Consider the following 25,390-nt stretch of genomic DNA (forward strand, 5'->3'; position numbering starts at 1 on the left):
GCTGAGAGCGAGACTTGTTGCCCTATTCTGCAGCCAAGAGCTTGGCCCTCGGTGTTTCCTTCCAGGGCGCCTTCGTCTTTTTCCAGACAGGCGAGTTGACAGCCATGTCCATGTCGCGCGCAAAGATCGCAAAGCCGTCATAGCCGTGATATGGACCCGAATAGTCCCAGGAATGCATCTGCCTGAACGGCACACCCATCTTCTGGAACACGTATTTTTCCTTGATACCCGAGCCGATGAGGTCAGGCTGGAGCTTTTCGACGAAGCGCTCGAACTCGTAGCCATTGACGTCGTCATAGATCAGCGTGCTGTCCTTTACGTAGTTCTGAGCTGTGCGCTGATAATCGTCGTTGTGGCCAAACTCGTATCCGGTGCCCACGACTTCCATCCCGAGGTCTTCGTAGGCGCCAATCACATGACGCGGACGAAGCCCGCCGACATACAGCATGACCGTTCGGCCCTCCAGGCGCGGGCGATACTTCGCAACCACCGCGTTGACCAGCGGCTGGTACTTTTCAATCACCCGCTCAGCCCCTTCCTTGATCTTGTCGTCGAAATAGGCCGCAATCTTCCGCAACGATTCTGCAATCTTTGAAGGTCCGAAGAAGTTGTATTCGCACCAGGGGATGCCGAATTTCTCTTCCATGTGGCGGGAGATGTAGTTCATTGAACGGTAGCAATGCAGAAGGTTGAGCTTGGCTTTCGGAGTTGCCTCGAGTTCAGCGAGTGAACCGTCCCCGGACCACTGCGCGATCACCCGCAGGCCCATTTCCTCCAGCAGAATTCGCGATGACCAGGCATCGCCGCCGATATTGTAGTCGCCGATGATTGCAACATCGTAAGGCGTCGGCTCGAACTTTGGTGTGCCGTTGGGCTCGAGCTTGTCGAAGATCCAGTCACGCACCGCGTCGTTGGCAATGTGGTGACCTAGTGACTGCGACACGCCACGAAAACCCTCGCAGCGGACCGGCACGATGGTCTTGCCTCCATACTCCTTGGATTTAGTTCTTGAGACAGCCTCGATATCGTCGCCGATCAGTCCGATCGGGCATTCCGATTGGATGGTGATGCCGTTGTTGAGGGGAAACAGCTCCTGGATCTCGTCAAGAACTTTGACCAGCTTCTTGTCGCCACCGAATACGATATCCTTTTCCTGGAAGTCGGAGGTGAATTGCAGGGTCACGAAGCTATCGATCCCCGTCGTACCAACGTAATAGTTGCGGCGCGATCCCCACGAATACTGCCCGCAGCCAACAGGACCATGGCTGATATGGACCATGTCCTTGATAGGTCCCCAAACCACGCCCTTGGATCCCGCATAGGCGCAGCCCCGGATCGTCATCACGCCGGGTATGGATTTGATGTTGGACTTCACCCCGCAGTCCGACTTGCCGGCCTGGTGAACGTTGAGGTGCTTGGCACGTCTTTTCGCGGTTTTCTCCGGATAGACCTTCAGCACCTCCTCGATCAGCTGTTTGTTGCGAGCCCTGATATCTGCGATACTCTGGGTCGTGGCGAGACTCATCTGATGTCCTCAAGGTTTGCTGTTGCAAGAGCGGCTTCTGACCAGAACTTTTGCAACCAGCATGCCAGCGCTTCGCGAACACAAAACCCATAACGATTAACGGCAGTTAGCGCGTCTCGCGCGGGGGCAACACCGTTGTTGCGAACGCGACATCGCGCTTTGCTCGGAGGCTTCTTGGTTTGACCTGTTCGAAACGGAACAAGGGGAACTATGTGCGAAATGGCTCCGCTCAGCTATTCGCGCGTGTTTTCGTTCTAGACGTGAACCTATAAATCTGCCGGGCGGACGGCTTGCCAGAATCCGCTATGGCCCGATAGCGACCAAATTCCGCAGCGCGACGAAATAACGCGAAGGACGTCAGCTCCAGTTCACGCTAATTTATAAACTTGGCGCAATCTCAGACCTGATCCATTCCACGAAAGTCTGCAATGCGCGGCGCTGACGGCCGGCGCGCGGGAACACCAGATGATGACCAACGTAGCGGATGTCGGTGGAGCGGCCAGCCAGGGGCGCTATCAGGCGCCCCGATGCTATCTCACTTTCAGCCAACCGAGTTGATTCCAACGTCACGCCAACCCCGCCGCAAGCCATAGCTATTGCGAGAAAGCTGCGGTCGAATCGCATTCCATGGATCGCTGGAGGTTCGAGCCCGTTCGCGACGAACCATTGATACCATTGAACCTGCTTCACATCGGAGCGAATAAGAACTTGGCTCAACAAATCCTTTGGCTGGCGGATTCTCTTCGCGATCTGAGGAGCACACAGAGGGGTGACGGTTTCTTCGCCAAGCGGGATCACTTCGAGGCCCTCACCGCGAGGTGAACCGTAGACGATGTCCAGATCGAAATCGTCGTTCGTGAAGCGGGCGTACTCCGTGTTGGCGGCGAGCCGAACCTCCAGTTTCGGTTCGGCCGCGAGAAATTTGGTCAGGCGCGGGGCCAGCCATTGCGCTGCGAAACTTGGGGCACAATGCACCCTCAGGAGCTGCGGCCCGCGACCTGCGACTTCTTCGATCCCGCGCCGCAAATTGTCGAAGGCCGCACCGGCGTGACGCATCAGGTTCTCGCCAGCGGGCGTTAAACGGACGGAACGAGCACTCCGCTCGAACAGAACGGTGCTCATGGTGCTTTCCAGCTTGCGGATCGCGTGGCTGACGGCGCTCGGCGTCAAATGCAATTCTTCGGCTGCGTCGCTGAAGGAGCCACTGCGCGCAGCCGCTTCGAAGGCCCGGATGGCGGAGATCGGAATGCTCGACAGCAGCATACCCATAAGTGAACCAGATTCACACATCCAAGACAACTGCGCGTTTGTCCCGGCCGGCCCCTCGGCTCAAGCAATGGGGCAAGAGGACCGGCTGCCTGCGCGGCGTCCAAAACGACAGGGACAGGAGGATTCGAATGCTGCTTCGCGGCAAAACGGCGATTATCACAGGGGCGGCCTCGCCCCGCGGGATTGGCCTCGCAACTGCCAGACGATTTGCCGAAGAGGGCGCGCGGGTTGCCATCCTCGACATCGACGGGACCGCCGCACAAGCCGCCGCGCAAGGCCTCGGCGACGCTCATATCGGAATTGCTTGCAACGTCGCCGACCAGGCTTCGTGCCAGAAGGCAGTCGAAGCTGTCGTCGACCGTTTCGGCCAAATCGACATCCTGATCAACAATGCCGGCATCACACAGCCGGTCAAATTCCTCGACATCACGCCGGCCGACTGGGACCGTATCCAGGACGTCAACCTCAAGGGCATTCTGTTCCTGTCCCAGGCAGTGATCCCGCATATGCGGATGCGCAAGTCGGGATCGATTGCATGCATGTCGTCGGTATCGGCCCAGCGCGGCGGCGGCATTTTCGGTGGTCCGCACTACTCGGCGGCGAAGGCGGGGGTCCTTGGGCTTGCCAAGGCGATGGCTCGGGAATTTGGCGCCGATGGTATCCGCGTCAACTGCGTCACGCCGGGATTGATAGGCACCGACATCACTTCCGGCAAGCTCAACGACGAGATGAAAGCGAAGATCTTGGAAGGCATTCCGCTCGGACGGCTCGGGGAGGCCAAGGACGTTGCCGGCATCTACACATTTCTCGCATCGGACCTCTCGGCATACGTCACCGGCACCGTGATCGACGTCAACGGCGGGATGCTCATTCACTAAGAGCAGCAATGGAGAGACGGATGTCCACGAGTTCACTTGTCAACGCGCCTAGCCTTTCGCAGCGTGCGCGCAATATTCGCCGCAACGCCCTACGCATGGGCGAAGTTCAAGGCCAGGGCTATATCGCGCAGGCGCTCGATATTTCCGACGTGTTGGCGGTCGCATATTTTCACGCGATGCGCTACCGGCCCGAAGAGCCTACCTGGGAAGATCGCGATCGTTTCCTCCTTTCCAACGGTCACTACGCGATCGCCCTTTATGCCGCACTGATCGAGGCCGGCATTATCCCCGAAGTCGAACTCGAGACGTATGGCTTCGACGAAAGCCGCCTGCCGATGTCGGGCATGGCGTCCTACACGCCCGGCATGGAAATGTCCGGCGGGTCCCTGGGGCTCGGACTGAGCATCGCGGTCGGCATGGGCCTCGGGTTGAAGCGCAAGGGCTCCAAGAGCCGTGTCTTCACGCTGTTCTCGGACGGAGAACTCGACGAGGGATCGAAGTGGGAAGCGATGATGTCGGCTGCACACCACAAGCTCGACAATTTGATCGCGATCATTGACGTCAACAACCAGCAGGCCGACGGCCCTTCGAAACAGATGATGGGGTTCGAGCCGTTGGTCGACAAGCTCGAGGCCTTCGGCTGGTTCGTACGTCGAGTCGACGGCAATGACCTGGACGCCGTCGTGGTAGCATTCGACGCAACGATTTCGCACCCCGAACCGCAACCGAGGATCATCGTCGCCGACACTGTCATGGGCAAGGGAGTTCCGTTCCTCGAACACCGCGAAAAGAACCACTTCATTCGGGTCGAAGCGCACGAATGGAAGTTGGCGCTGGCAGAACTTGATGCGGGAGACAGGTCATGAAGTCGGTTACCTCAGCTACGCCCGGGAAACCGCGGCTCACCACCTCCGCGATGATCGCGTCGATCGCCGCCGAGGGACAAAAGACGAAACCGGCGCCGTTCGGTCACGCGCTCGTCGAATTGGCCCGGAGCCGCCCCGAGGTGGTCGGCCTCACCGCCGATCTGGGCAAGTACACGGACCTGCACATTTTCGCGAAGGAGTTTCCAGACCGCTACTATCAAATGGGTATGGCGGAGCAGCTCCTCTACGGTGCGGCTTCGGGCATGGCGGGTGAAGGATTCATGCCCTTCGCTACGACTTATGCGGTGTTCGCCTCGCGGCGCGCCTACGATTTCATCCACCAGACGATTGCAGAGGAAGACCGCAACGTAAAGATCGTCTGCGCCTTGCCAGGTCTCACCTCCGGCTACGGCCCAAGCCACCAGGCGGCGGAAGACCTCGCGCTGTTCCGCGCAATGCCGAACATGACCGTGATCGATCCCTGCGACGCTCATGAGATCGAGCAGATCGTTCCGGCCATCGCGGCGCATCACGGACCCGTATATATGCGGCTCTTGCGTGGTCAGGTGCCCCTCGTCCTGGACGAGTACAACTATCAATTCAGGCTCGGCAAGGCATCCTTGATTCGAAACGGTCGGGACGTCCTGATCATCTCCTCTGGAATCATGACCATGCGGGCGCTGGAAGCCGCAAAGGAACTCGCCGGTGATAGCGTGGACGTGGCCGTGCTGCATGTACCGACAATCAAGCCGCTCGACCACGAAGCGATACTGCGCGAAGCACGGAAACCTGGCCGTCTCGTCGTGGTCGCCGAGAACCATACCATCATCGGCGGCCTCGGAGAGGCAGTTGCAGCGTTGTTGATGCGCTCCGATGTCCATCCAGTCTTCCGCCAAATCGCGTTGCCCGATGAGTTCCTTGCCGCTGGGGCACTTCCCACGCTGCACGATCGCTACGGCATTTCGACTGCCGAAGTTGCAAGGCAGATCAAGGGGTGGCTGCGCTAAGCGCGCACCTCGATACGTCAAGTTCGACTGAGGGAAGAATCGCTTACGCGGCGTCGCCGCGGAGAACGATGGCCGCTGCCTGACGGCCGGTGCCCGAGAACCGGCCGGAGCTGCAGAAGCGTACTGCTGCCGACAACATACCGATACTCAACAAGGAGGAAGCAATGACCCAACGTAAGTCGACTGCCATCACCCGTCGCAAGTTGCTCCTGGCTGGCGCGGCCGTCCCGTTGTGCGCCATCCTCAGCCGCCCGGCCGCCGCCGCGGAGTTCACTTACAAGCTTGCGACCGGGCAGGACCCCGCGCATCCGGTGAACGCTCGAGCCAAGGAGGCCGCCGATCGCATTAAGGAAGCGACTAGCGGACGCCTGGAAATCAATCTCTTCCCGGCCAACCAGCTTGGCTCGGATACGGATCTGCTGACGCAGGTTCGCAACGGTAGCGTCGAGCTTTTCAACCTCTCCTCTCTGATTCTCGCCACCCTTGTACCCGCCGCTGGCATCGTGAATCTCGGCTTCCTCTTTCCCAACTACGATGCCGTCTGGAAGGCCATGGACGGCGAACTCGGCGCCTACATCCGCGCGCAGATCGCCAAGACGCCCGTCATGGCGGTGTCCAAACCTTGGGACAATGGCTTCCGCCACATCACGTCGTCGGGCCGTGAGATCAAGACACCGGACGACCTCAAGGGCTTCAGGCTCAGGGTACCTGCCGCACCCAATCTGACGTCGCTCTTTCTTGCGCTCGGGGCAGGACCAGCGCCGATCAACTTCAACGAGGTCTATTCCGCGCTCCAGACCAAAGTCGTGGACGGTCAGGAAAATCCCCTTCCGATCATAGCAACGGCGCGCCTGTATGAGGTGCAGAAGACCTGCAGCCTGACGGGTCACGTCTGGGACAATTACTGGATCCTCGGCAACAAGCGCGCGTTCCAGAAACTTCCGCAGCACGCGCAAGAGATCGTGACGCGCGAACTCGATCGCTCGGCCAACGATGAACGAGCCGACATCGCAAAGCTCAGTGAATCCCTCCGCACCGATTTGTCAGCCAAGGGGATGCAATTCCTCGACGTCGACCGATCCGCCTTCCGGCAGGCGCTGGCAAAGACGAGCTTCTATGCCGACTGGAAATCCAAATTCGGCGAGGAGACCTGGGTTCAACTTGAGAAAGCCGCGGGCAAGTTGGGGTGAGTCATGGAACATGCGCACATGGACGGGGCGACACTCGCTCTTCCTGAGCCTGCCTCCGGATGGCGCAAGGCTGTGGTGAACCTGAACAAAGCACTGAAGCCCGTCGTCGCCATTCCTGCCGCGGTGCTGGTCGTTGCGGAGGCGATCGTCCTTTTCGTCGGCATCGTCTCTCGCTACGTGCTCCACACCCCGATTGTCTGGTCGGATGAGCTCGCCGGTATCCTGTTTCTATGGCTGGCGATGCTGGGATCGGTCGTCGCCTTCCAGCGGGCCGAGCATATGCGGATGACGGCCATCATTGGCATGATCCGACCGGAAGCCAGGTTGTTCCTTGACGTCTTTGCGACAGCTGCCGCGTTTGCGTTCCTGCTTCTGGTAGTTCGCCCCGCCTACGAGTTTGCGGCCGACGAAGTCTTCGTCACAACTCCGGCTCTGGGAATAGTCAACACTTGGCGCGCGGCCGCCCTGCCGGTCGGCGTCGGCTTGATGCTGGTCGTAGCCACCCTGAGGCTGGCAGCCACAGCCAATGTGAAGCACCTTGCTGCTGCAATCGCTGCGGTAGGAACGCTGATCGGGGTTCTCGCGCTGCTCGCACCAATCCTTAGACCCCTCGGTAATCTGAACCTGCTGATCTTCTTCGTGTTTATCGTTGGCGCCATGGTGTTCGCAGCGGTGCCGATCGCCTTCGCGTTCGGCCTGGCGACCATCGGCTACATAACACTGACGACCAGCACACCCGACGTGGTCGTTATCGGTCGCATGGACGAAGGCATGAGCCATCTCATCCTGCTCGCGGTGCCGATGTTCGTGTTCCTCGGCTTGTTGATCGAAATGACCGGCATGGCCCGCGCTATGGTCGGTTTCCTCGCCAGCCTGCTCGGCCACGTTCGGGGCGGCCTCCAATATGTGCTGGTCGGTGCGATGTATCTGGTCTCGGGTATTTCGGGATCCAAGGCGGCCGATATGGCAGCAATAGCGCCTGTGCTCTTCCCCGAAATGACCAGACGCGGCGCGAAGCGTGGTGACCTCGTCGCGCTCCTGGCGGCGACCGGTGCTCAGACCGAGACGATCCCCCCATCATTGGTGTTGATCACGATCGGATCGGTGACGGGTGTGTCGATCGCGGCCCTGTTCACGGGCGGGTTGTTGCCGGCGATCGTGCTCGCGGTCGGACTGTGCGCGGTGGTGTGGTGGCGGTACCGTCGAGAGGATTTGTCGCACGTTCAGCGGGCGACCAAGCGTGAAATCGGCCGTTCCTTTCTGATCGCGATTCCCGCCATTGCCCTTCCATTTGTGATCCGCGCCGCAGTGGTCGAGGGGGTAGCAACAGCCACCGAGGTCTCGACGATCGGCATCGTCTATTCCGTATTGGCCGGGCTTTTTATCTATCGCCGGTTCGACTGGCGTCGCCTCTATTCGATTTTGGTTGAGACCGCGGCTCTTTCCGGCGCGATCCTCTTCATCATCGGCGCGGCGACGGGGATGGCCTGGGCTTTGACCCAATCGGGCTTCTCGGCATCTCTTGCAAAGTTCATGACTTCCCTGCCGGGTGGTGCGCCGATATTTCTGATCGTCACAATCCTTGCGTTCGTCGTCCTGGGAAGCGTGCTCGAAGGCATCCCTGCCATCGTGCTCTTCGGTCCGCTGCTTTTCCCCATTGCCCGTCAGGTGGGAGTGCATGAGGTCCACTATGCCATGGTCGTCGTTCTGGCGATGGGGATTGGACTTTTCGCGCCGCCATTCGGCGTCGGCTACTATGCGGCGTGCGCCATCAGCCGGATTCATCCCGACGAAGGCATGGGTCCGATCCTGGCGTACATGCTGGCCCTGCTCCTCGGCACGGTCATAGTGGCTGCAGTGCCGTGGATTTCCATAGGTTTCCTTTAAAATCCGCGAAACGTCTCAGCTGCGGGGATCGTCCGCAAGGTGAGCTTCTGGCGAGCTAGACAGGTTGTTCGCACAGTTCTTTGCCCCTCGTGGAGGCAACGATCCGGGCGCGAAGCGACACACGGCGTTCAGGGGCATACCCGACTGTGGATCGCGCATCGACCAGATCACCATGCGAGTTTTCGAAAAGGCCTGACGTGAATGCGGGTCGCCCTTCGCTCGAAGCTCCGATTACTTTCACGACAGCGCGACTAGCCTCTGGAAGGCCGCTCCTACGTCACGTCCACTTAGATCATGGGCGGCCGGGTCGAGCCACTAGCAAGCCCGGCCAAGTCCGCATGTCGCCGAAAGCGGAAGCGTATGCAAAGCGTTACCGGTAAGGCCGCGGGGCGTTGCCGGTTGATGGCGCGACCCGAGACATGATTCAAGCTCCGAAACCGGAGCCTCGAATCATGCGCTACGAACTCAGCGATTACGAATGGATCGCCATCAAACCGATGCTGCCGAACAAGCCGCGTGGCGTTCAGCGCGTAAATGTTCGTCGCGTGCTTAATGGCATCTTTTGGGTCCTGCGCTCAGGTGCGCCATGGCACGACCTGCCGTTAGAACTACGGACCCCGCGCTCGACGAAGGCGAACGAAGGAAAAACGGCTGCAAGGTGCCCTGGCCGACCAGGCTTGCCAATGCGAACTTTGCTTTCCGAGACCTCGGGCGTTGACCTTTTGCGATGACGATCATCAGGCACGACGTTATTCTACTTCGTAGCTCAATGCAGCCTCCCTCTCACCTTGACGCAGCACGCCCGCCAATCACGCCAATAGCTGGCGTGCCTTGATAAGTGCGCGCGCGAGCACATCAATTTCTTCACGGGCGTTGTAAAGTCCAAGGGACGCACGGCATGTTGCCAGTGTGCCGAAGCGCTTGAGCAGCGGCATCGCGCAGTGCGCCCCCGCCCGCACCGCTACGCCGGCGCGATCGACGACGGTGGCAATATCGTGCGCATGCGCACCTTTCACATCAAACGAGATGATCGGCCCCTTCTCGGCCGGCGTCCCGATCATGCGCACGAAGTTGATGTCCCCGAGCTTCTCCTGCGTGTAAGCGAGCAGTGCGCTCTCGTGCTTGCGGATCTGCACCTTGCCTATCGAATTGATGTAATCCACGGCTGCGCCCAACCCGATCGCCTCAACGATCGGCGGCGTACCCGCTTCGAACCGGTGCGGCGGATCCCCATAAATGACGCCGGAACGCGAGACCTCGCGAATCATCTCACCGCCGCCATTGTAGGGCGTCATCGATGCCAGATGCTCGGATTTTCCGTAAAGCACGCCGATCCCGGTCGGACCATAGAGTTTGTGGCCGGTCATGACGTAGAAATCGCAATCAATGTCGCAGACGTCGACGCTCAGATGGACGCATCCCTGTGAACCGTCGACCAGCACCGGGATACCACGAGCATGTGCGACCCTCACCAGGTCTTTCACCGGCAAGACCGTGCCGAGCACATTTGACATCTGTGTGATCGCAACCATCTTGGTGCGCGAGGTCAGCAGTCGTTCAAAGTCATCGAGCAAGAAGTTACCGTCATCATCCACTGGTGCCCATTTGATCACTGCACCGAGCCGTTCCCGAAGAAAATGCCACGGCACAATATTGGAGTGGTGTTCCAAGATTGACAGAACGATCTCATCACCCGGGCTGATGCGCTCACGACCAAACGTCTGCGCGACCAGATTGATTGCCTCGGTGGCGCTGCGGGTGAAGATGATCTCTTCATTCAAATGCGCGTTCACAAACCGCGCCACCTTGGCACGGGCACCTTCATACGCCTCGGTCGCCGCATTGGCCAGATAGTGCAAGCCGCGATGAACGTTGGCATATTCGCTGGAGTACACCTGCATCATGCGGTCAAGTACCGCATTTGGCTTTTGCGCGGACGCAGCGTTATCGAGGTAGACAAGCGGCTTGCCGTAAACGGTCATGGCCAGCGCCGGAAAGTCACTACGTAGACGGTCGACCTCGTAACGACCATCGCTGACCGCGGGATGTTCGCTCACAGCCGCTCCTGCAGCCAGTGTTCAGCTTGCGCGGTCACAAAATCGCGCAGGTTATCGGCGAAGATCTCTTCAATCGACTCTCCAATGAACGCTTTAATGAGCAACATCTGCGCATCCTTTTCGGATAGCCCCCGCGCGCGCAGATAGAATACGAGATTATTATCCAGCGCTCCTGAGGTCGCTCCGTGGCTGCAGGTCACGTCGTCGGCCGAGATTTCAAGTTCCGGCTTATTGTCCGCCGCGGCCTGATCGGATAAGAGCAACGCTCGGGTCGACAGGCTGGCGACGGTCTTTTGGGCGACGGGACGAACAACGATTCGGCCCTGAAACACCGAGCGGCCACAATCATCAACGACCGCGCGGAACTTCTGCCGACTGGTGCAATGCGGCACGGCGTGGTCGACCACGATTGTTGTGTCGGCGTGCAGTTTATCTTTGACGAGATTAACCCCGTTCGCAGAGAGCTTGGATCCCTCACCACCCAGCGTCACGAATCCCTGATAGCGATTGATGGAGCCGCTGCACGTCATGCTGAAGAGATCGAGCTTAGCTCTGGTGCCGACCGCGATGATCCCCGACGAGATGTTCACCGCATCAGCGGCGTCAGCCGCTATGCGGAGATGCGAAAGGCTTGCCTCGTCCCCAGCCAGGGCGATTAAGACATCGTTGGCCTGATAGCCGCTCGCGCCTTCGGCCGAGATGAAACTTTGCACCACGGTCGCATGCGCCCCTTTATCGAGCTGCAGATATGAGCGTGTAAAAGCGGACACCGACGATCCCGTTGCGACCTGAACGATTTGAATAGGGCGTCTAATCGTGTTGCCTTCGGCAATCGAAATTACCAGACCATCTGAGGCCATTGCCGCGTTGAGCGCGATCACCGCATCGTCCGTCGTCGAAAGCACCAACCCAGCCATTGCGCCAGTGGCCGAGTTCTCCAACACCTCTCGCAGTGACTGCACATGGAGCTCGTTCTTCAGCTCGCCGAGATCCGATAGCTCAGGCGCGAATATGCCGTCCACCAAGACCAATTTGACCGCCTGATCGACAGCCACTCGCCTGGCCGACGCCTTTGCGCGCGCCAACGCCGCTGCATCCGGTCGCGGAGCGAGTGGCAACACCTCGCCGATCAAGGCACGCAGATCCGTGTATCTCCAGGCCTCCATGCGCCGATGCGGCAGGCCGGCGCGCGCATAGGCTTCGAATGCCCTCGCACGGATATGGGGGACGAGGCCCGCGCCAGGCAACCGTTCGAGCGCGGCGGCGAGAAAATTGCTCGTTGCGCACCCGGCATCGGCCTTAGCCAATACTTGCTTCATGGGGAAATCCCTTGAGCCGTCAGGCCGCGGTTTCGAACTGGGCGTAGCCACAGGCCTCGAGTTCCAGCGCGAGTTCCTTGCCGCCACTCTTCACGACGCGGCCTTTCGACATCACATGCACATAATCGGGCACGATGTAATGAAGGAGCCGCTGGTAGTGGGTGATCACGATCATCGCCCTTTCCGGCGAACGCAGGCCGTTGATACCGCTCGCGACAATACGCAGAGCGTCGATATCCAGCCCGGAATCGATCTCGTCCAGTATGCATAGACTCGGCTCGAACAACGCCATCTGCAGTACCTCGTTGCGCTTCTTCTCGCCGCCCGAGAAGCCGACATTGACGCCGCGCTTGAGCATATCCCGGGTAATGTTCAGTGACCCGGCCACCTCACGGACCTTTTTCAGAAATTCGGGCGTGGATAATTCCCCTCGGCCGCGCGCCTTGCGCAGGGCGTTCAGCGCCGTGCGCAGGAAGTTCATGGTGGTGACGCCGGGAATCTCGACCGGGTACTGGAACGCCAGGAACACGCCCTTGGCGGCGCGCTCATTGGGCTCCATCTCCAGGAGGTCCTCGCCCCTGAACAGGATGTGGCCGCCCGTGACTTCATAGCCCGACTTGCCGGCGATGACGTGCGACAGCGTCGACTTGCCGGAGCCGTTCGGCCCCATGATCGCGTGCACTTCTCCCGCATTGACCATAAGATCGAGGCCACGGATTATTTCACGACTGTCGACACCAACATTCAGATCTTGGATTTCGAGCAGCGTCATTTTTGATCTGATCCCTCAAAATGCGTCGTCCGCAACGGCAAGCCGCGTTCGGGGGCTCGCGGGACGTTTGGTTATCCGACAGATCCCTCGAGAGAGATCGAGATCAGCTTCTGCGCCTCCACTGCGAACTCCATCGGAAGCTTTTGCAGGACATCTTTCGCGAAACCGTTGACGACAAGGCCGATGGCCTGTTGCTCGCTCAAGCCTCTTTGCAAGCAGTAGAACAGCACGTCCTCGGAAATCTTCGACGTCGTCGCTTCATGCTCGAACGTCGCCGAGGAATTCTTGGCCTCGACATAGGGCACGGTGTGCGCGCCGCACTTGTCGCCGATCAGGAGCGAGTCGCAGGCGGTGTAGTTGCGCGCGCCGGTCGCCTTGCGATGTGCGCTGACGAGGCCGCGATAGGTGTTCTGCGACTTGCCGGCAGCGATGCCCTTGGAGATGATCCGGCTCGACGTGTTCTTGCCGAGATGAATCATCTTGGTGCCGCTATCGACCTGCTGGAAACCGTTCGAGATCGCGATCGAGTAGAACTCGCCGCTCGAATTGTCGCCGCGCAAGATGCAGCTCGGATACTTCCAGGTGATCGCCGAACCGGTCTCGACCTGGGTCCAGGAGATCTTGGAGTTCTTGCCGCGGCAGTCGCCACGCTTGGTGACGAAATTGTAGATGCCGCCCTTGCCCTCGGAATTGCCGGGGTACCAGTTCTGGACCGTCGAATACTTGATCTCGGCGTCATCGAACGTGACGAGTTCGACCACGGCGGCGTGCAGCTGATTCTCGTCGCGCTGCGGCGCGGTGCAACCTTCGAGATAGGAGACGTAGGAGCCCTTGTCGGCGATGATCAGCGTGCGCTCGAACTGACCGGTGTTGCGCTCGTTGATGCGGAAGTAGGTCGACAGCTCCATCGGGCAGCGCACGCCCGGCGGCACGTAGACGAACGAACCGTCCGAAAACACCGCCGAGTTCAACGTCGCGAAGTAGTTGTCCGAGGTCGGCACCACGGTTCCGAGATATTTCTGCACCAGCTCGGGATGCTCGCGGATCGCCTCGGAGATCGGCATGAAGATCACGCCGGCCGCCTTCAGCTCCTTCTGGAAGGTGGTCGCAACCGAGACCGAATCGAACACGGCATCGACCGCGATCTTGCGGTTCGCCGACGGCGGGCCGCCCGGCGGGGGCTCGACGCCCTCGAGGATCGCGACCTCGCGCAGGGGAATGCCGAGCTTCTCGTAGGTCTTGAGGATTTCCGGATCGATCTCGTCGATCGAGGACAGCGTCTTCTTCGGCTTCGGCGCCGCGTAGTAATAGATGTCCTGGTAGTCGATCTTCGGATAGTCGACGCGGGCCCAGGTCGGCTCGGTCATGGTCAGCCAGCGGCGATACGCCTCCAGGCGCCATTCCAGCATCCAGGCCGGTTCATTCTTCTTTGCTGAGATGAAGCGGACGGTGTCTTCCGACAGCCCCTTCGGGGCCTTGTCGGACTCGATCTGCGTCTCAAACCCATATCGATACTGGTCGACGTCGATGCGCCGGACGCGCTCGACCGTCTCTTGTACAGCTACCATTGCCCACTCCGTTCACGCATGGACGATTCCCGGCGGCAATGATCGCGTCGCCTCTCCTCCGGGCGGACCGCGCAAGTCACGGCCGACTCGAGGCCAGTTTGGGAAAGAACCAGGAGACGAACCCAAAAGGGAGCCGCCCTAGATAGGGTTTCGATCATGTTTTGCGCCGGAGTGCCACCCGTAGGCTCCTCGATCTATGCTGGCACACAGGTATCAGGCACTGGACAAACGACGGCGCATTGCGGCGCATCAAAATGCCCTTCACATTGAGTGCACTGGGCCGGATTGATCACATATATGTCGTTCTTCAGGCTGATCGCGGCGTTAGGGCATTCGTACTCACACGCACCACAGACCGTGCATTGTGACGCGATTATTTTGTAGGCCATCACTACGATTCCATAAGCAAAGGTGCGAGACTACGCCTTGCCTTCAAGTCTCATGCCAAGGAGTCATGTGCTTGATTTATCTTGGCTACTTTCGATAGCGCAAGGGCCGCCTCGACCACGTGTCGTAAACCCGACAATCGGCATCGCAGCTGCTTGATCTCGTAGCTTGCGCATCGTCGAGATTTCGCGATAGCCAGCGATCATGTGAAGGGGTTCGCCAATGAGAAGCAGCTCGGCTCGACTTGACGTGGCGGCGGAGCGCTTTTGAAGTGGTATCGATTGTAACCGTGCCACCGTCTCGGGGATCGCAGATCGCCTCTGGTGATGGTTCTGCTCACCCGGACAGCGGCAGCGAAGGCACCACGATGGCAATCGGGCGACGTCGTCATCGGCTCAAGCAACGTCTCCATATCGCAACCAGAAAAATCGTCGCGATGGCGCTAAATGGAGCCGCTCCGGTGATCGAGGGTCCCCTGGCCGAGCCGGCGCACGCAAATGTTCAAAATCTCGCAGATTACGGCCGCGCTCGGCGTCGCAAATAAATCTCCGCGGACCCCAGCAGATTGATATGCCGAAAAAAAGCCACCCCGTAGGGTGGCCCAAGTCAGGGAGGAAACGCCCGTAGGGGCCTCTGGGATCAGGCTGCAGCCTGCTCGATCGGTGAGAACGGGAGCCCGAGACTGTCGGCCACCGCCTTGTAAGTCAGCCGGCCTCGATGGACGTTGAGGCCTGCACGCAAATGCGGATTTTCCAACACGGCGGAAAAACCCTTATTGGCCAGAGCCAAGCCAAACGGCAGCGTGGCGTTATTTAGTGCCTGGCTCGAGGTCAGCGGCACGGCGCCGGGCATATTGGCCACGCAATAATGAATGATGCCATCCACTTCATAGGTTGGATCGGCGTGAGTGGTTGGGTGCGAAGTCTCAAAACAGCCGCCCTGATCGATAGCGACATCCACGAGCACGGCCCTCTTACGCATCAAGCTCAGCATGCTCCGCCGGATCAGCTTGGGCGCACTCGCACCTGGAACGAGCACGGCACCAATCACAACATCGGCCGCAAATACCTCTTCCTCCACAGCTTCGATGGTCGAAAACCTGGTTCGAACGCGCCCTTCGAATAGCTCATCCAACTCGCGCAACCGAGGTATCGAGCGGTCGATGATGCTCACCTCTGCACCCAGACCGGCCGCCATCCGTGCCGCGTGCGTACCAACGACGCCACCACCGATCACCACGATTCGGGCCGGCTGAACACCGGGCACGCCGCCGATCAACAGCCCTCGTCCGCCTGCACTGCGCTTTAGCGCGCTACCCGCCGCTTCGACCGCGAGCCTGCCTGCGACCTCGCTCATCGGAGCCAGCAGCGGAAGGCCACCATGCCCATCAGTCACTGTCTCATAGGCGATTGCCGTGCATCCCGATTTTAGAAGCCCCTTGGCCTGCTCCGGGTCCGGCGCCAGATGCAGATATGTGAACAGGATCTGGCCCTCCCGCAGCTGGCTCCATTCGGACGGCTGAGGCTCCTTGACCTTCACAATCATCTCGCTCGAAGCGAATACCTCAGCTGCAGAATCCAGAATCGCTGCGCCGGCGCTGCGATAATCGTCATCGGTCGCGCCAATGCCAGCGCCGGCATTGGTCTCGATCATTACGCGGTGTCCTGCTGCCGCGTATTCGCGGACGGCTCCAGGGGTCAGGCCCACGCGATATTCGTGTGCCTTGATTTCCTTGGGAACTCCGACCTTCATTTGCAAACTCCTTGCCTAGTGCGCCTTTCTAATTGAAAGGCGCAGCGATATTGCGACGCAGCAGCCCAAATTGCGCAGGAATTCAGCGATCTTTGACCAGCCGTGCAGGTTTTCGATGCCGAATGGATTGAGCGACCGTGCTCGCTAAGCTTAACCGTCGTACTCCGCGATCGCGATGACGCGCTTAATCGGATCTCGGCTCGCAGAACAGTCAACAACGATTCCAGTCTTGCCGACCTTGTTGAAGAAGGAGCAACGTAGTCTGCCAGTGAGGCAGGATTTGCCCAGCGGCTGGATTGCTTGCCACCGCTGATGGCCGAATGACCATTGATCATCAGTCTGATTTCTGGATGCGCACGTTTAACGCCTTCACGCTCGTCGCAAATGGGCGTGGATTGTTCAACAAATCCGAGGCAACTGTTCGCCTGACAACCAATCGACGATCCGTCCGCCGCCGAAACTGGTCGCCATCTGCACAAATTTGTGATCGTCAGCTACCGTCTCGCCAATATCAGCAGCATCGCGTCCGAGCGGATGCGCCTTCATAGCTGCAAGCACTGCATCGGCCAAATGGGGCGCGACGATCGCAACGAGCTTGCCCTCATTGGCGACATGGATCGGATCAAGCCCGAAGAGTTCGCAGGTTGCCGCGACCGCTGCCTTCACCGGAATGGCTGCTTCCTGTAGACGGAAGCCAAGGCCCGATTGATGCGCAATTTCGTTGAGGGTTGCGGCAAGACCGCCGCGCGTGGGGTCGCGCATCACCCGGATGCCGGCCCCGCCCGCCGCAATCATAACGGCGACAAGGTCATGTAGCGCTGCGGAATCCGACACGATCTCGGTTTGAAACGCGACGTTGTGGCGTTTTGACATGATCGCCACGCCATGGTCGCCAAGGCTGCCGGACACCAACACACGGTCCCCGACCATAGCTTTGTCGGCGGAGAGATCGAACCCATGGGCCAGAGCCCCGATTCCGGTCGTGGAGATAAACAGACCATCAGCCTTGCCGCGCTCGACGACCTTAGTGTCCCCCGCAATGATGTAGACGCCCGCGCCGCGTGCTGCCTCGCCCATCGAATCCGCAATCGTCTTCAGATCAGACAGCGGGAACCCCTCCTCAATGATGAAGCTCGCCGACAGATAGAGAGGGCGCGCGCCGGACATCACGACGTCGTTGATCGTCCCGTGCACAGCGAGTGAGCCGATATTGCCGCCAGGAAAGAACAGCGGCGAAACCACGTAACCGTCGGTCGTCATCACCATTTTACCCGTTGCAACGTCGAAGGTTGATTGATCATTGCAGCGGGCAAGCCATTCATTGCCGAAGGCTCGGTGAAAAAGGCTGGAGATCAGCTGTGCCATGGCTCGTCCCCCGGCCCCATGGGAAAGATCAACGCGTCCGTTCTCGAGATCGAGCTTGCGTTGATAGCCCTGTACGCTCATGACGTTCGCCTCACCTGATCATCGCGAACCCGGCCATATGTCCAATACGCCGCACAGGCGCCTTCCGATGAGACCATGCAGGATCCTATGGGAGTTTCCGGCGTGCAGAGGGTTCCAAACAGCTTGCAATCGACTGGCCGCTTGGCGCCGCGCAGGATGGCGCAGCACTCGCACGCCGGATTGTCGGCGACCTGCAGTTCGTGCATCGCGAAACGCGCCTCCGCGTCGAACCGCGCGTAGGCCCGCCTCAGCTTCAGTCCACTATTTGGTACGAAACCGAGCCCGCGCCATTCGAACTGCTCACGCGGTTCGAATGCCTGCGAGACCTCGTCTTTGGCGCGCCGATTGCCTTCACGCTTCACTGCACGGCTGTATTGGTTCTCCACGTCGTAGCGGTTTTCGTTCACCTGTCGCACCAGCATCAGGATCGCCTGCATCACGTCGAGCGGTTCAAATCCCGCGATCACGATCGGCTTGCCGAATTGTTCCGCCAGGAGCTCGTAAGGCTTCGTCCCGATGATCGTGCTGACATGTGCAGGCCCGACGAAACCGTCGATTGCAGCCCCGCCGATGTTGCGGATCTTCGGGTTCTCGAGAATGCTCTGCATCGCAGAGGGTGTAAGCACGTGATTGCAGAACACGCTAAGGCTCTTCAGCCGCTTCTTCTCGGCTATCCGGATCATCACGGCCGTCGGCGGTGTCGTGGTCTCAAATCCGATGGCAAAGAACACGACCTCGCGGCTCGGCGCCTGTTCGGCGATCCGGATAACGTCGAGCGTCGAGTACACCATCCGGATGTCTGCGCCGAGCGCCTTGGCTCGCAACAGGGACTGTCCTTGCGAGCCAGGCGCCCGTATCAGATCGCCGTAGACGCAAAGGGTGACCTCCGGCCGCTCGACGAGACGAATCGCCATGTCGATCCGGCTCGCAGGTAGAACACAGACCGGACAACCGGGCCCATGGATCATGCGCACATTCGCGGGCAGCAGATCCTCAAGGCCATAGCGTGATATGGCATGAGTGTGTCCACCGCAGAATTCCATGAACCGATAGGCTTTTTGCCGATCGGCTTCGGCGCTAATCGCAGCGGCGAGCCCCTGCGCAAGGGTCTTGTCGCGAAATTCGTCGGTATATCTCATGGCCGGAGTTCCTGCCCTGTGCTGCCTAACTCCTGCAGCAGCTCCAGCGTCCGCTTGGCTTCTATCGGATCGATCTTGGCCAGCGCATACCCAACATGGACGAGGACGTGATCACCGACGTCGAGCTCATCGATAAGAGAAATCGATATCTCCAGGCTAACACCATCGATGCACACGGCGGCCATGTGGTCAGGAAGAATTTTCACGATCTTTGCTGGAACCGAAAGGCACATATCAGCCTCTCCCTTCGCTGGCGGACGACTGTTCAGCAATCTGCAAAGCGGCAATCCAGGCTTGGCCAAAGCTCAAACCACCGTCGTTGGGCGGCACCCGCTGTGGCACCAGCGGGGTCAGGCCGGCAGCGCAGCACCCGCGCCAGATCTCATCCATCAGTATCGCGTTCTGAAAGCAGCCTCCGCTCAGAACGACGGTATTGACGCCGGTTGTCCGCGCGGAGCGCATGACCAAGTCAACGCAGGCAGCGGCGAAGGTGCCATGAAACAGGCCGGCTCCGCCCGCAGCGTCAATGTCGTCCGCAATCAACCGCGCAAACAGCGGCCGAAGCGACAGCACGCCACCATCGATCGTCCACCCGGCCTCTAGAATCGCAGTCCGCCGCACTAGCGCCTCGAGCTTGATCGCGGCTTCTCCTTCATAGCTCTGCCAACTCACAATCCCCAGCAGCGCCGCCACCGCGTCGAATAGCCGGCCCGCGCTGGTCGTGGTGGCCCCGCCCGACTGATCGAGCAAGGCCGAGATATATTGAGCTTGCTGTTGCGCTGCAAAGCGCCGCGCGATTTCGTTACCTCGTCCGAGCCAGTGTAGTATCGCGCTCGCCATGCGCCACGGCTCACGGGCTGCGCGATCACCACCAGGCATTTGCAGCGGCGCGAGATGCCCGATGCGTCTGCACATCGCTCCTTCGCACAACAATAGCTCGCCACCCCAGTTACCAGCATCCGAGCCAACGCCATGGCCGTCGAGCACCAGAGCTAGCGCCGGTCCCGCATGGCCATGTTCAGCGATCACGGCGGCGGCGTGTGCGTGGTGGTGCTGGATTGCAATCAGCGCGCGGCCGCCTGCTTGCGCAAAGCGGGTGGATGCCATGTCAGGATGCAGATCATGAGCGATGACGACAGGCTCTACGTCAAGGATCGATGTAAGGTGTTGGATCGTCCCCTCGAACACACGGATGCCTTCGGGCGTATTGAGATCGCCAATATGTTGCGAAACGAACGCTTGGTTGTCGCGCGTGATGGTGACGGTCGATTTCAGCGCGCCGCCGACAGCGAGCACGGGCGGCACAGATTGCGCAAGCTGGATCGGTTCGGGAGCATAGCCACGAGCGCGCCGAATGAATTGGGAGCGGCCAGCCACCACCGCGACTACGGAGTCATCAGCACGCGTTACAATATCCCGATCATGGGTCACGACAAGGTCGGCGATCGCCTCAAGCCGTCGCAGCGCCTGCGTGTTGTCGATCAGGAGCGGCTCGCCGCAAGGATTGGCACTGGTGACGACGATGACCGGGCTTGGTTCCGCAATCCACGCTCCTGTCGAGCGAAGCGCATGAAAGATTAGATGATGCAGCGGGGCCACAGGCAACATGACACCAACGCGAGACAAGCCGGGCGCTATGGCGGGCGCCAGACATTTGCGCGAAGTTAAAAGCACAATGGGCCGCGCTGCGGATTCGAGTAGCGCGAGCTCGAGAGCGTTCGCTTCCGCGATCTCGTTGACGCACTCTATGGAACCGAGCATAACTGCAAACGGCTTTTGACGGCGCTGCTTTCTGCTGCGCAGGCGCTGCACAGCGTCCTGATTACGGGCATCGCAGAGGAGCTGGTAGCCGCCGAGACCCTTTATGGCTACGACTTGACCGCCTGCGATTGCAGCGACAATGGCGTTGATCCCATGGCTAAGCCGAGGGCCGCATTCTGGACACGCGATCGCCTCCGCATGAAACCTGCGGCTCGCCGGATCCGCGTATTCGGCCGTGCAGGCGGCGCACAGCCTAAACGCCTTCATAACCGTGTTGTGGCGATCGTATGGGAGCCGCCCGGCAATGGTGTAGCGTGGACCACAATGGGAGCAACTAATGAAGGGATAAAGGTAATGGCGATTCTCTGGATCGAATAGCTCGCTGAGGCATTGCCCGCAGGTCGCGGCGTCGGCGATGATGTGCGTTGACAATTTTCCGCCTTCGCTCGCGCCGATCGAAAAGCTTTCTGTCGCGAGCGCCGCTGTCTCCTGAACGCAGATGTGGTCGATGCGCGCCAACGGAGGCGCCTCTAGCGGCAATGTGGCAAGAAATTCTGACGCACGGCCACCTTCGACTTCGATTGTGACGCCCTCCGGGCCGTTGGCGACAAATCCCGCCAATCCGTACCGCGTAGCGAGGCCATAGACGTAAGGACGAAAGCCGACCCCTTGCACCGCTCCGCTCACGCGCACGCGCAGTCGTGTTCGGTCGCAAATGGTTGCGGCGCTCATCGCCTGGCGTCCTCTACGGCCTGCCTTTGGTGGGCCACCTGTCTATCGATCCAAGCGTAGAGCGCGCCAAAACCCTCGCCGGTACGGGCCGAGACCGTAAGCACTTCGATCTTTGGATTGGCGCGTCTGGCATATCCAATGGTCTTGTCCAGATCGCACTCAAGCAGTGAGGCCAGATCGATCTTGTTGATCACCATGAGTGAAGAAGCCGCGAACATATCGGGATATTTCAGCGGCTTGTCTTCACCTTCGGTCATTGACAACACAACGATCTTGCAGGCCTCGCCAAGATCGAAGGCCGCGGGACAGACTAGGTTACCGACGTTCTCGATGAAGAGGATACCGCGCGTGAGCCGCGGCAAGCGGCGATAAGCCTCGCCAATCATTGCAGCATCGAGATGGCACCCTTTACCCGTATTGACTTGAATAGCTGGCACACCGGCCGCTCGAATCCGTTCGGCATCGTTTGAGGTCTGCTGATCGCCCTCGATGACTCCGGTCGGATAGCTGAGCTTGAGCTCGGATACGGCGCGCACGAGCAGCGAGGTTTTGCCCGCACCGGGACTCGACATAAGATTAAATACCAGCAGCTCATCGGCCGCAAAGCGCGTCCGGTTGTCGGCCGCGATTGCATTGTTCTTGCCGAGGATGTCACGCTCGACCCAAATGACGCGTTCGCGGCTCGTGCCCTTGACCTTCAATCCAACTGGGGGGGCGCCGCAGCCCAGAAGCGCTTGCCGACCATCATTCTGATAATGTTCGTGATCATGACTGTGGCGGGCATCGGACGAATGCTGCACCCTCTCGTCGCCGTGAAAATGCGCGTCATGGCGCTCGCCATCGTTCTGCCTATGAGGACGGCAACGGCCTTGGCTCTCCGGATCACGCCCTCTGGCAAGTTCGATCGAAGACGTCGCTTGGCTGCAACCGCAAACGGTACACATCAATCGATCTCCAGTTCTTTCACTCGCATCTGTTCGCCGCCGGTTACTTGCAACTGATAGCTCCCGCAGCAAGGACAGGCGTCGCCGCGGCGGGCAATTTCGACAGTGCTAGAACAGCTCATGCACCAGGCGATCCCCGGGAGCTCGAGGATCTCAAGAGCTGCCCCCTCGGCAATCGTTCGCGTTGCAACGACAGCAAAGCAGAACCTGATCGCATCAGGCGCGACATGGCTGAGCGCCCCGATTTCGAGACAGATGCTCCGCACCCGCGACAACGATCGGTGACGCACCTCCTCCTCGACGATTTGGATGATGCCCAGACAAACCGCCATTTCATGCATCTTCAACTTTGCGAAACCTGAGTGTGAATCCGACACATGGGTCGAGCGATTCGATCACCGCACGAACCGCTTTCTGATGCCGTCTCGCCGTCAGCACCGCGCCCTGCAGGTTCCGGACAACCGGTCCGCTCCTATGGAAATTCCATTCCGTCGGAGCAAGAAATTCGAAGCGGTATATCTGGCCCTGAGGATCAAGCTCAACCGCGTGATAGAGCCTGCCCCTGGCGCATTCGACGGCGGTCGCGGCGCGTCCCGAACCCAACCGGTAGCTTTCGATGATCCCAGGCTCCGCTGAGTCGATATGAGCGCCGGACTTGAGCCAATCGCAGAGCCGAACGATCTCTGCAATTCTGGCCTTCAGCCGCTCGACCGCACCCGACCGACCCAGCCAGAGCCGATCACGCGTCATTTGGCGTGCCCATGGACCCGTCTCGGGCGCACGCCCCCCAAGGTCGGGACAATGACAAAATGTCGGATCATCGCCGAGCAGCCGTTCAATGATGTTTCGGTCGTCGGCAACGGACAGGAACGAGTGCGCGATCCGGATCGATTTCAAGTCGATCTCGTCCAGCGCGGCTATTCGAATTGCCAATGGGCTGCCGGGCCTGGGCGCGCCGTCTCCGTCCGGCATCCCGATCGTGGCCAGTCCAGCCACAATTCCTGCCGTCGCTTCGCGTCGAGCAGCACCGCATGCCGGTTGTCCGCTACCGATAAGTGCGGACACTCCCTGCATCACGGAACGAATCGCGGCGGCACCGGCGATGTCCTGCGAAAGGTGTCCGACCAAGAGGCCCCGCAGCAATTCTGCGATGCGCTCGGCAACGACCAGCGCAATACGATGCTGTTTCGTCGTGCGGGTAATCGCTTCGTCACGCGCCGTCTCGATCGCAGACAGCAGCGCGGTTTGCTGCGCAACAGCACACAATGCGAAGAGCCGTGGGATGTGTTTGAGCAGCGACGAAGCCGGTCTGCCGGCGAACAGACGCGCCAGCAGTGGCCGGGCTCGTGGCAGGATCTCGACCGCGGCAATTACGTCGGCAGCAAGCCAGATCGTGACATCGATTTTGTTGCGGATCGCGAAGCTCATATGCACCGCTGCGTCATTAGCTTGCGCGGAACGGCAGCCGCGCTGCCTGCGCTGTCTGCGATATCCCACTGGATTTCGAGTATCTTTAAGTTCTTCATGTGAGGTACGCCTCCATAATTTCCTGCAGGCGCCCGGCGGAGTCCTCGAAATCCTCGTCAGCAGCCAAGGCTACGATCGGCACGCCTCCCACCTCCACCGTATCGAGGATGATGTCGTCCAAAGAATTGAAGTACTGTACCGACCAGACGTTTCTCACCTCGGTCGCCTGCACGCGGCATGTGCCGTAACCGCGGAAGATGAGCTGGACCGGACCATTGCCCAAACTTTGCTGCAGGAACGCCATGTCCACAGCACTCATCGGCAGCAACGTCAGATTGATAACATGCGCCCGCATGCCAGACCGCCAGACACGCGCCCGCTCGCGTATTTCCGCAAGTACCGCGAGCACGTTCATGGCGCCGTCCGGCGCCGCGCCGATCAGAAAGTCGGCAGACGTCAACTCAGTTGCGGCGCGCTGCACAATCTGCGGGATTGCCCCAACCTCGACATATTCGTACGTCGGCTCGGACCCGATACGCACGCGCCAGATTCCTGCAAGGACCGACTCCCGGAGTTGCGCAAAAGAGCCATCTGGCAGCGCAACCACGCCGGCGACCTCGCCTTCCCCGAGCACCTCGCCAATCAGCTTGCGCTCGAGCTCGCTGAGATTGGCGAGTCCGTACGGCTGTGTCCGAGTGCTCTGCCTCTGGCCGCGAGCGGCAGCGGCGACATTCGACAACAGCACCGTGACATTCGGATAGTTCCTTGCAAGCTCGTTGCCGTCGCGCCGGGCGCGCTTGGCTACCGCCTCCATAGTCGTCAGCCCGCTATGGAATGCATCGAGACTTTCGGTGCCCGTGGCAGACTTGCTCACCATCTGCTCGACGTCACCGGATACGACGCGGACCGCTGTCGTCATGATACGATGTCCCGGGAGGCATAGCCGGCACAAATGCTACTCGCGTACAGCCAAACGATCGGTACGACGATGCGGTCGATCTTGACCAAACGGACCAGGCGCCTGCCGATCAGGCAGAGCGTACCGTGCCGATGGCACGAAATTGGCGTCGATTGACGACGCGGGCCGAGTCTTCCGACCAGCTTTCCAGCCAACGCATGCGCAGGCCCTGCGCCTTGCACGCAACGCCGAAAAGCCTTGATCAATTCAGGAAAGGATAATGCCACATGGACGGCCCGGAGCGAATGCATGGCAGCGACCGCCAGCACCACTTGGGGTGCGCTCGCGGAAGCGTGCGTGGCCAGGCGTGCAAGCGCGCTGATGCTCTCCACCTCGGACGGACAGGGTGCGAGATCATGCCGCGCCGGCTGGAACTTCATCAGACTCCCTTCAGATCGTCCTTGGTTTGAGCTAGGTGAGATGTAGCAAGGCACGTGCCAATCATCGTCGCGCTGTGAGGGAGACT

At 60.0% G+C, this 25,390-nt stretch carries 22 protein-coding genes and 1 pseudogene; 6 read left to right on the forward strand and 17 right to left on the reverse strand.

Features of this window, described 5'->3' with window-relative positions:
- Positions 1-22: 22 nt before the first annotated feature.
- Both nifD and AKN83_RS26010 read right to left on the reverse strand, forming a co-directional pair.
- Complete coding sequence (gene nifD / locus AKN83_RS26005; RefSeq protein WP_050402955.1) at positions 23-1,525, reverse strand: nitrogenase molybdenum-iron protein alpha chain; 1,503 nt, start codon at positions 1,523-1,525, stop codon at positions 23-25.
- A 378-nt stretch (positions 1,526-1,903) separates the two neighbouring features.
- Positions 1,904-2,785, reverse strand: coding sequence for a LysR substrate-binding domain-containing protein (locus AKN83_RS26010; protein WP_050403047.1), 882 nt, complete (start codon positions 2,783-2,785; stop codon positions 1,904-1,906).
- Between the two features lie 137 nt (positions 2,786-2,922).
- On the opposite strand from AKN83_RS26010, the gene AKN83_RS26015 reads away from it, so the two are divergent.
- From AKN83_RS26015 to AKN83_RS38590, 6 genes and pseudogenes are all read left to right on the forward strand, one after another.
- Entirely contained in the window at positions 2,923-3,672 is a 750-nt protein-coding gene (locus tag AKN83_RS26015) for an SDR family NAD(P)-dependent oxidoreductase (RefSeq protein ID WP_050402954.1), read from the forward strand.
- A 20-nt stretch (positions 3,673-3,692) separates the two neighbouring features.
- Positions 3,693-4,538, forward strand: coding sequence for a transketolase (locus AKN83_RS26020; protein ID WP_050402953.1), 846 nt, complete (start codon positions 3,693-3,695; stop codon positions 4,536-4,538).
- Complete coding sequence (locus AKN83_RS26025) at positions 4,535-5,545, forward strand: transketolase family protein (RefSeq protein ID WP_050402952.1); 1,011 nt, start codon at positions 4,535-4,537, stop codon at positions 5,543-5,545. The genes AKN83_RS26020 and AKN83_RS26025 overlap by 4 nt, the downstream gene beginning before the upstream one ends.
- A 164-nt stretch (positions 5,546-5,709) precedes the next feature.
- Positions 5,710-6,735, forward strand: coding sequence for a TRAP transporter substrate-binding protein (locus tag AKN83_RS26030; protein ID WP_050403046.1), 1,026 nt, complete (start codon positions 5,710-5,712; stop codon positions 6,733-6,735).
- Between the two features lie 3 nt (positions 6,736-6,738).
- Positions 6,739-8,622, forward strand: coding sequence for a TRAP transporter large permease (locus AKN83_RS26035; RefSeq protein WP_050402951.1), 1,884 nt, complete (start codon positions 6,739-6,741; stop codon positions 8,620-8,622).
- Positions 8,623-9,074: 452 nt separating this feature from the next.
- Positions 9,075-9,260, forward strand: a pseudogene (locus tag AKN83_RS38590) (transposase); the annotation flags it as partial.
- Between the two features lie 171 nt (positions 9,261-9,431).
- Here the strand turns inward: AKN83_RS38590 and AKN83_RS26040 are convergent.
- From AKN83_RS26040 to AKN83_RS39905, 15 genes are all read right to left on the reverse strand, one after another.
- A complete protein-coding gene (locus tag AKN83_RS26040) occupies positions 9,432-10,679 on the reverse strand; it encodes a cysteine desulfurase (RefSeq protein WP_157113571.1) in 1,248 nt (415 codons plus the stop codon).
- Positions 10,676-11,998 (reverse strand): Fe-S cluster assembly protein SufD, encoded by a 1,323-nt coding sequence (gene sufD, locus AKN83_RS26045; protein ID WP_050402949.1) that lies wholly within the window; start codon positions 11,996-11,998, stop codon positions 10,676-10,678. Before sufD ends, AKN83_RS26040 begins: the two co-directional genes overlap by 4 nt.
- 19 nt (positions 11,999-12,017) lie before the next feature.
- A complete protein-coding gene (gene sufC / locus AKN83_RS26050; protein WP_050402948.1) occupies positions 12,018-12,770 on the reverse strand; it encodes a Fe-S cluster assembly ATPase SufC in 753 nt (250 codons plus the stop codon).
- Between the two features lie 71 nt (positions 12,771-12,841).
- Positions 12,842-14,338, reverse strand: a complete 1,497-nt coding sequence (gene sufB, locus AKN83_RS26055) for a Fe-S cluster assembly protein SufB (protein WP_050402947.1) — start codon at positions 14,336-14,338, stop codon at positions 12,842-12,844.
- Between the two features lie 194 nt (positions 14,339-14,532).
- Entirely contained in the window at positions 14,533-14,727 is a 195-nt protein-coding gene (locus AKN83_RS38595; protein WP_083992237.1) for a 4Fe-4S dicluster domain-containing protein, read from the reverse strand.
- 637 nt (positions 14,728-15,364) lie between these two features.
- A complete protein-coding gene (gene ald, locus AKN83_RS26060; protein WP_050402946.1) occupies positions 15,365-16,477 on the reverse strand; it encodes an alanine dehydrogenase in 1,113 nt (370 codons plus the stop codon).
- 399 nt (positions 16,478-16,876) lie between these two features.
- Positions 16,877-17,923, reverse strand: a complete 1,047-nt coding sequence (gene hypE, locus AKN83_RS26065; RefSeq protein ID WP_050402945.1) for a hydrogenase expression/formation protein HypE — start codon at positions 17,921-17,923, stop codon at positions 16,877-16,879.
- Positions 17,920-19,062, reverse strand: coding sequence for a hydrogenase formation protein HypD (gene hypD, locus AKN83_RS26070; RefSeq protein WP_050402944.1), 1,143 nt, complete (start codon positions 19,060-19,062; stop codon positions 17,920-17,922). The genes hypE and hypD overlap by 4 nt, the downstream gene beginning before the upstream one ends.
- A complete protein-coding gene (locus AKN83_RS26075) occupies positions 19,059-19,295 on the reverse strand; it encodes a HypC/HybG/HupF family hydrogenase formation chaperone (protein WP_083992238.1) in 237 nt (78 codons plus the stop codon). Before AKN83_RS26075 ends, hypD begins: the two co-directional genes overlap by 4 nt.
- A 1-nt stretch (position 19,296) precedes the next feature.
- Positions 19,297-21,555, reverse strand: a complete 2,259-nt coding sequence (hypF, locus tag AKN83_RS26080) for a carbamoyltransferase HypF (RefSeq protein WP_050402942.1) — start codon at positions 21,553-21,555, stop codon at positions 19,297-19,299.
- The gene (gene hypB / locus AKN83_RS26085; protein WP_050402941.1) at positions 21,552-22,499 is read right to left on the reverse strand and encodes a hydrogenase nickel incorporation protein HypB; all 948 of its coding nucleotides are present in this window, start codon (positions 22,497-22,499) and stop codon (positions 21,552-21,554) included. The genes hypF and hypB overlap by 4 nt, the downstream gene beginning before the upstream one ends.
- The gene (hypA, locus tag AKN83_RS26090) at positions 22,499-22,840 is read right to left on the reverse strand and encodes a hydrogenase maturation nickel metallochaperone HypA (protein ID WP_050402940.1); all 342 of its coding nucleotides are present in this window, start codon (positions 22,838-22,840) and stop codon (positions 22,499-22,501) included. Before hypA ends, hypB begins: the two co-directional genes overlap by 1 nt.
- The gene (locus tag AKN83_RS26095; RefSeq protein WP_050402939.1) at positions 22,833-23,927 is read right to left on the reverse strand and encodes a hypothetical protein; all 1,095 of its coding nucleotides are present in this window, start codon (positions 23,925-23,927) and stop codon (positions 22,833-22,835) included. Before AKN83_RS26095 ends, hypA begins: the two co-directional genes overlap by 8 nt.
- Before the next feature lie 94 nt (positions 23,928-24,021).
- A complete protein-coding gene (locus tag AKN83_RS38600; RefSeq protein WP_050402938.1) occupies positions 24,022-24,885 on the reverse strand; it encodes a hydrogenase expression/formation protein in 864 nt (287 codons plus the stop codon).
- Positions 24,882-25,304: a hypothetical protein gene (locus AKN83_RS39905; protein ID WP_050402937.1), complete on the reverse strand. Its 423-nt coding sequence runs from the start codon at positions 25,302-25,304 to the stop codon at positions 24,882-24,884. The genes AKN83_RS38600 and AKN83_RS39905 overlap by 4 nt, the downstream gene beginning before the upstream one ends.
- Positions 25,305-25,390: the final 86 nt, after the last annotated feature.

It is taken from the genome of Bradyrhizobium embrapense (assembly GCF_001189235.2).
Lineage (GTDB): Bacteria > Pseudomonadota > Alphaproteobacteria > Rhizobiales > Xanthobacteraceae > Bradyrhizobium > Bradyrhizobium embrapense.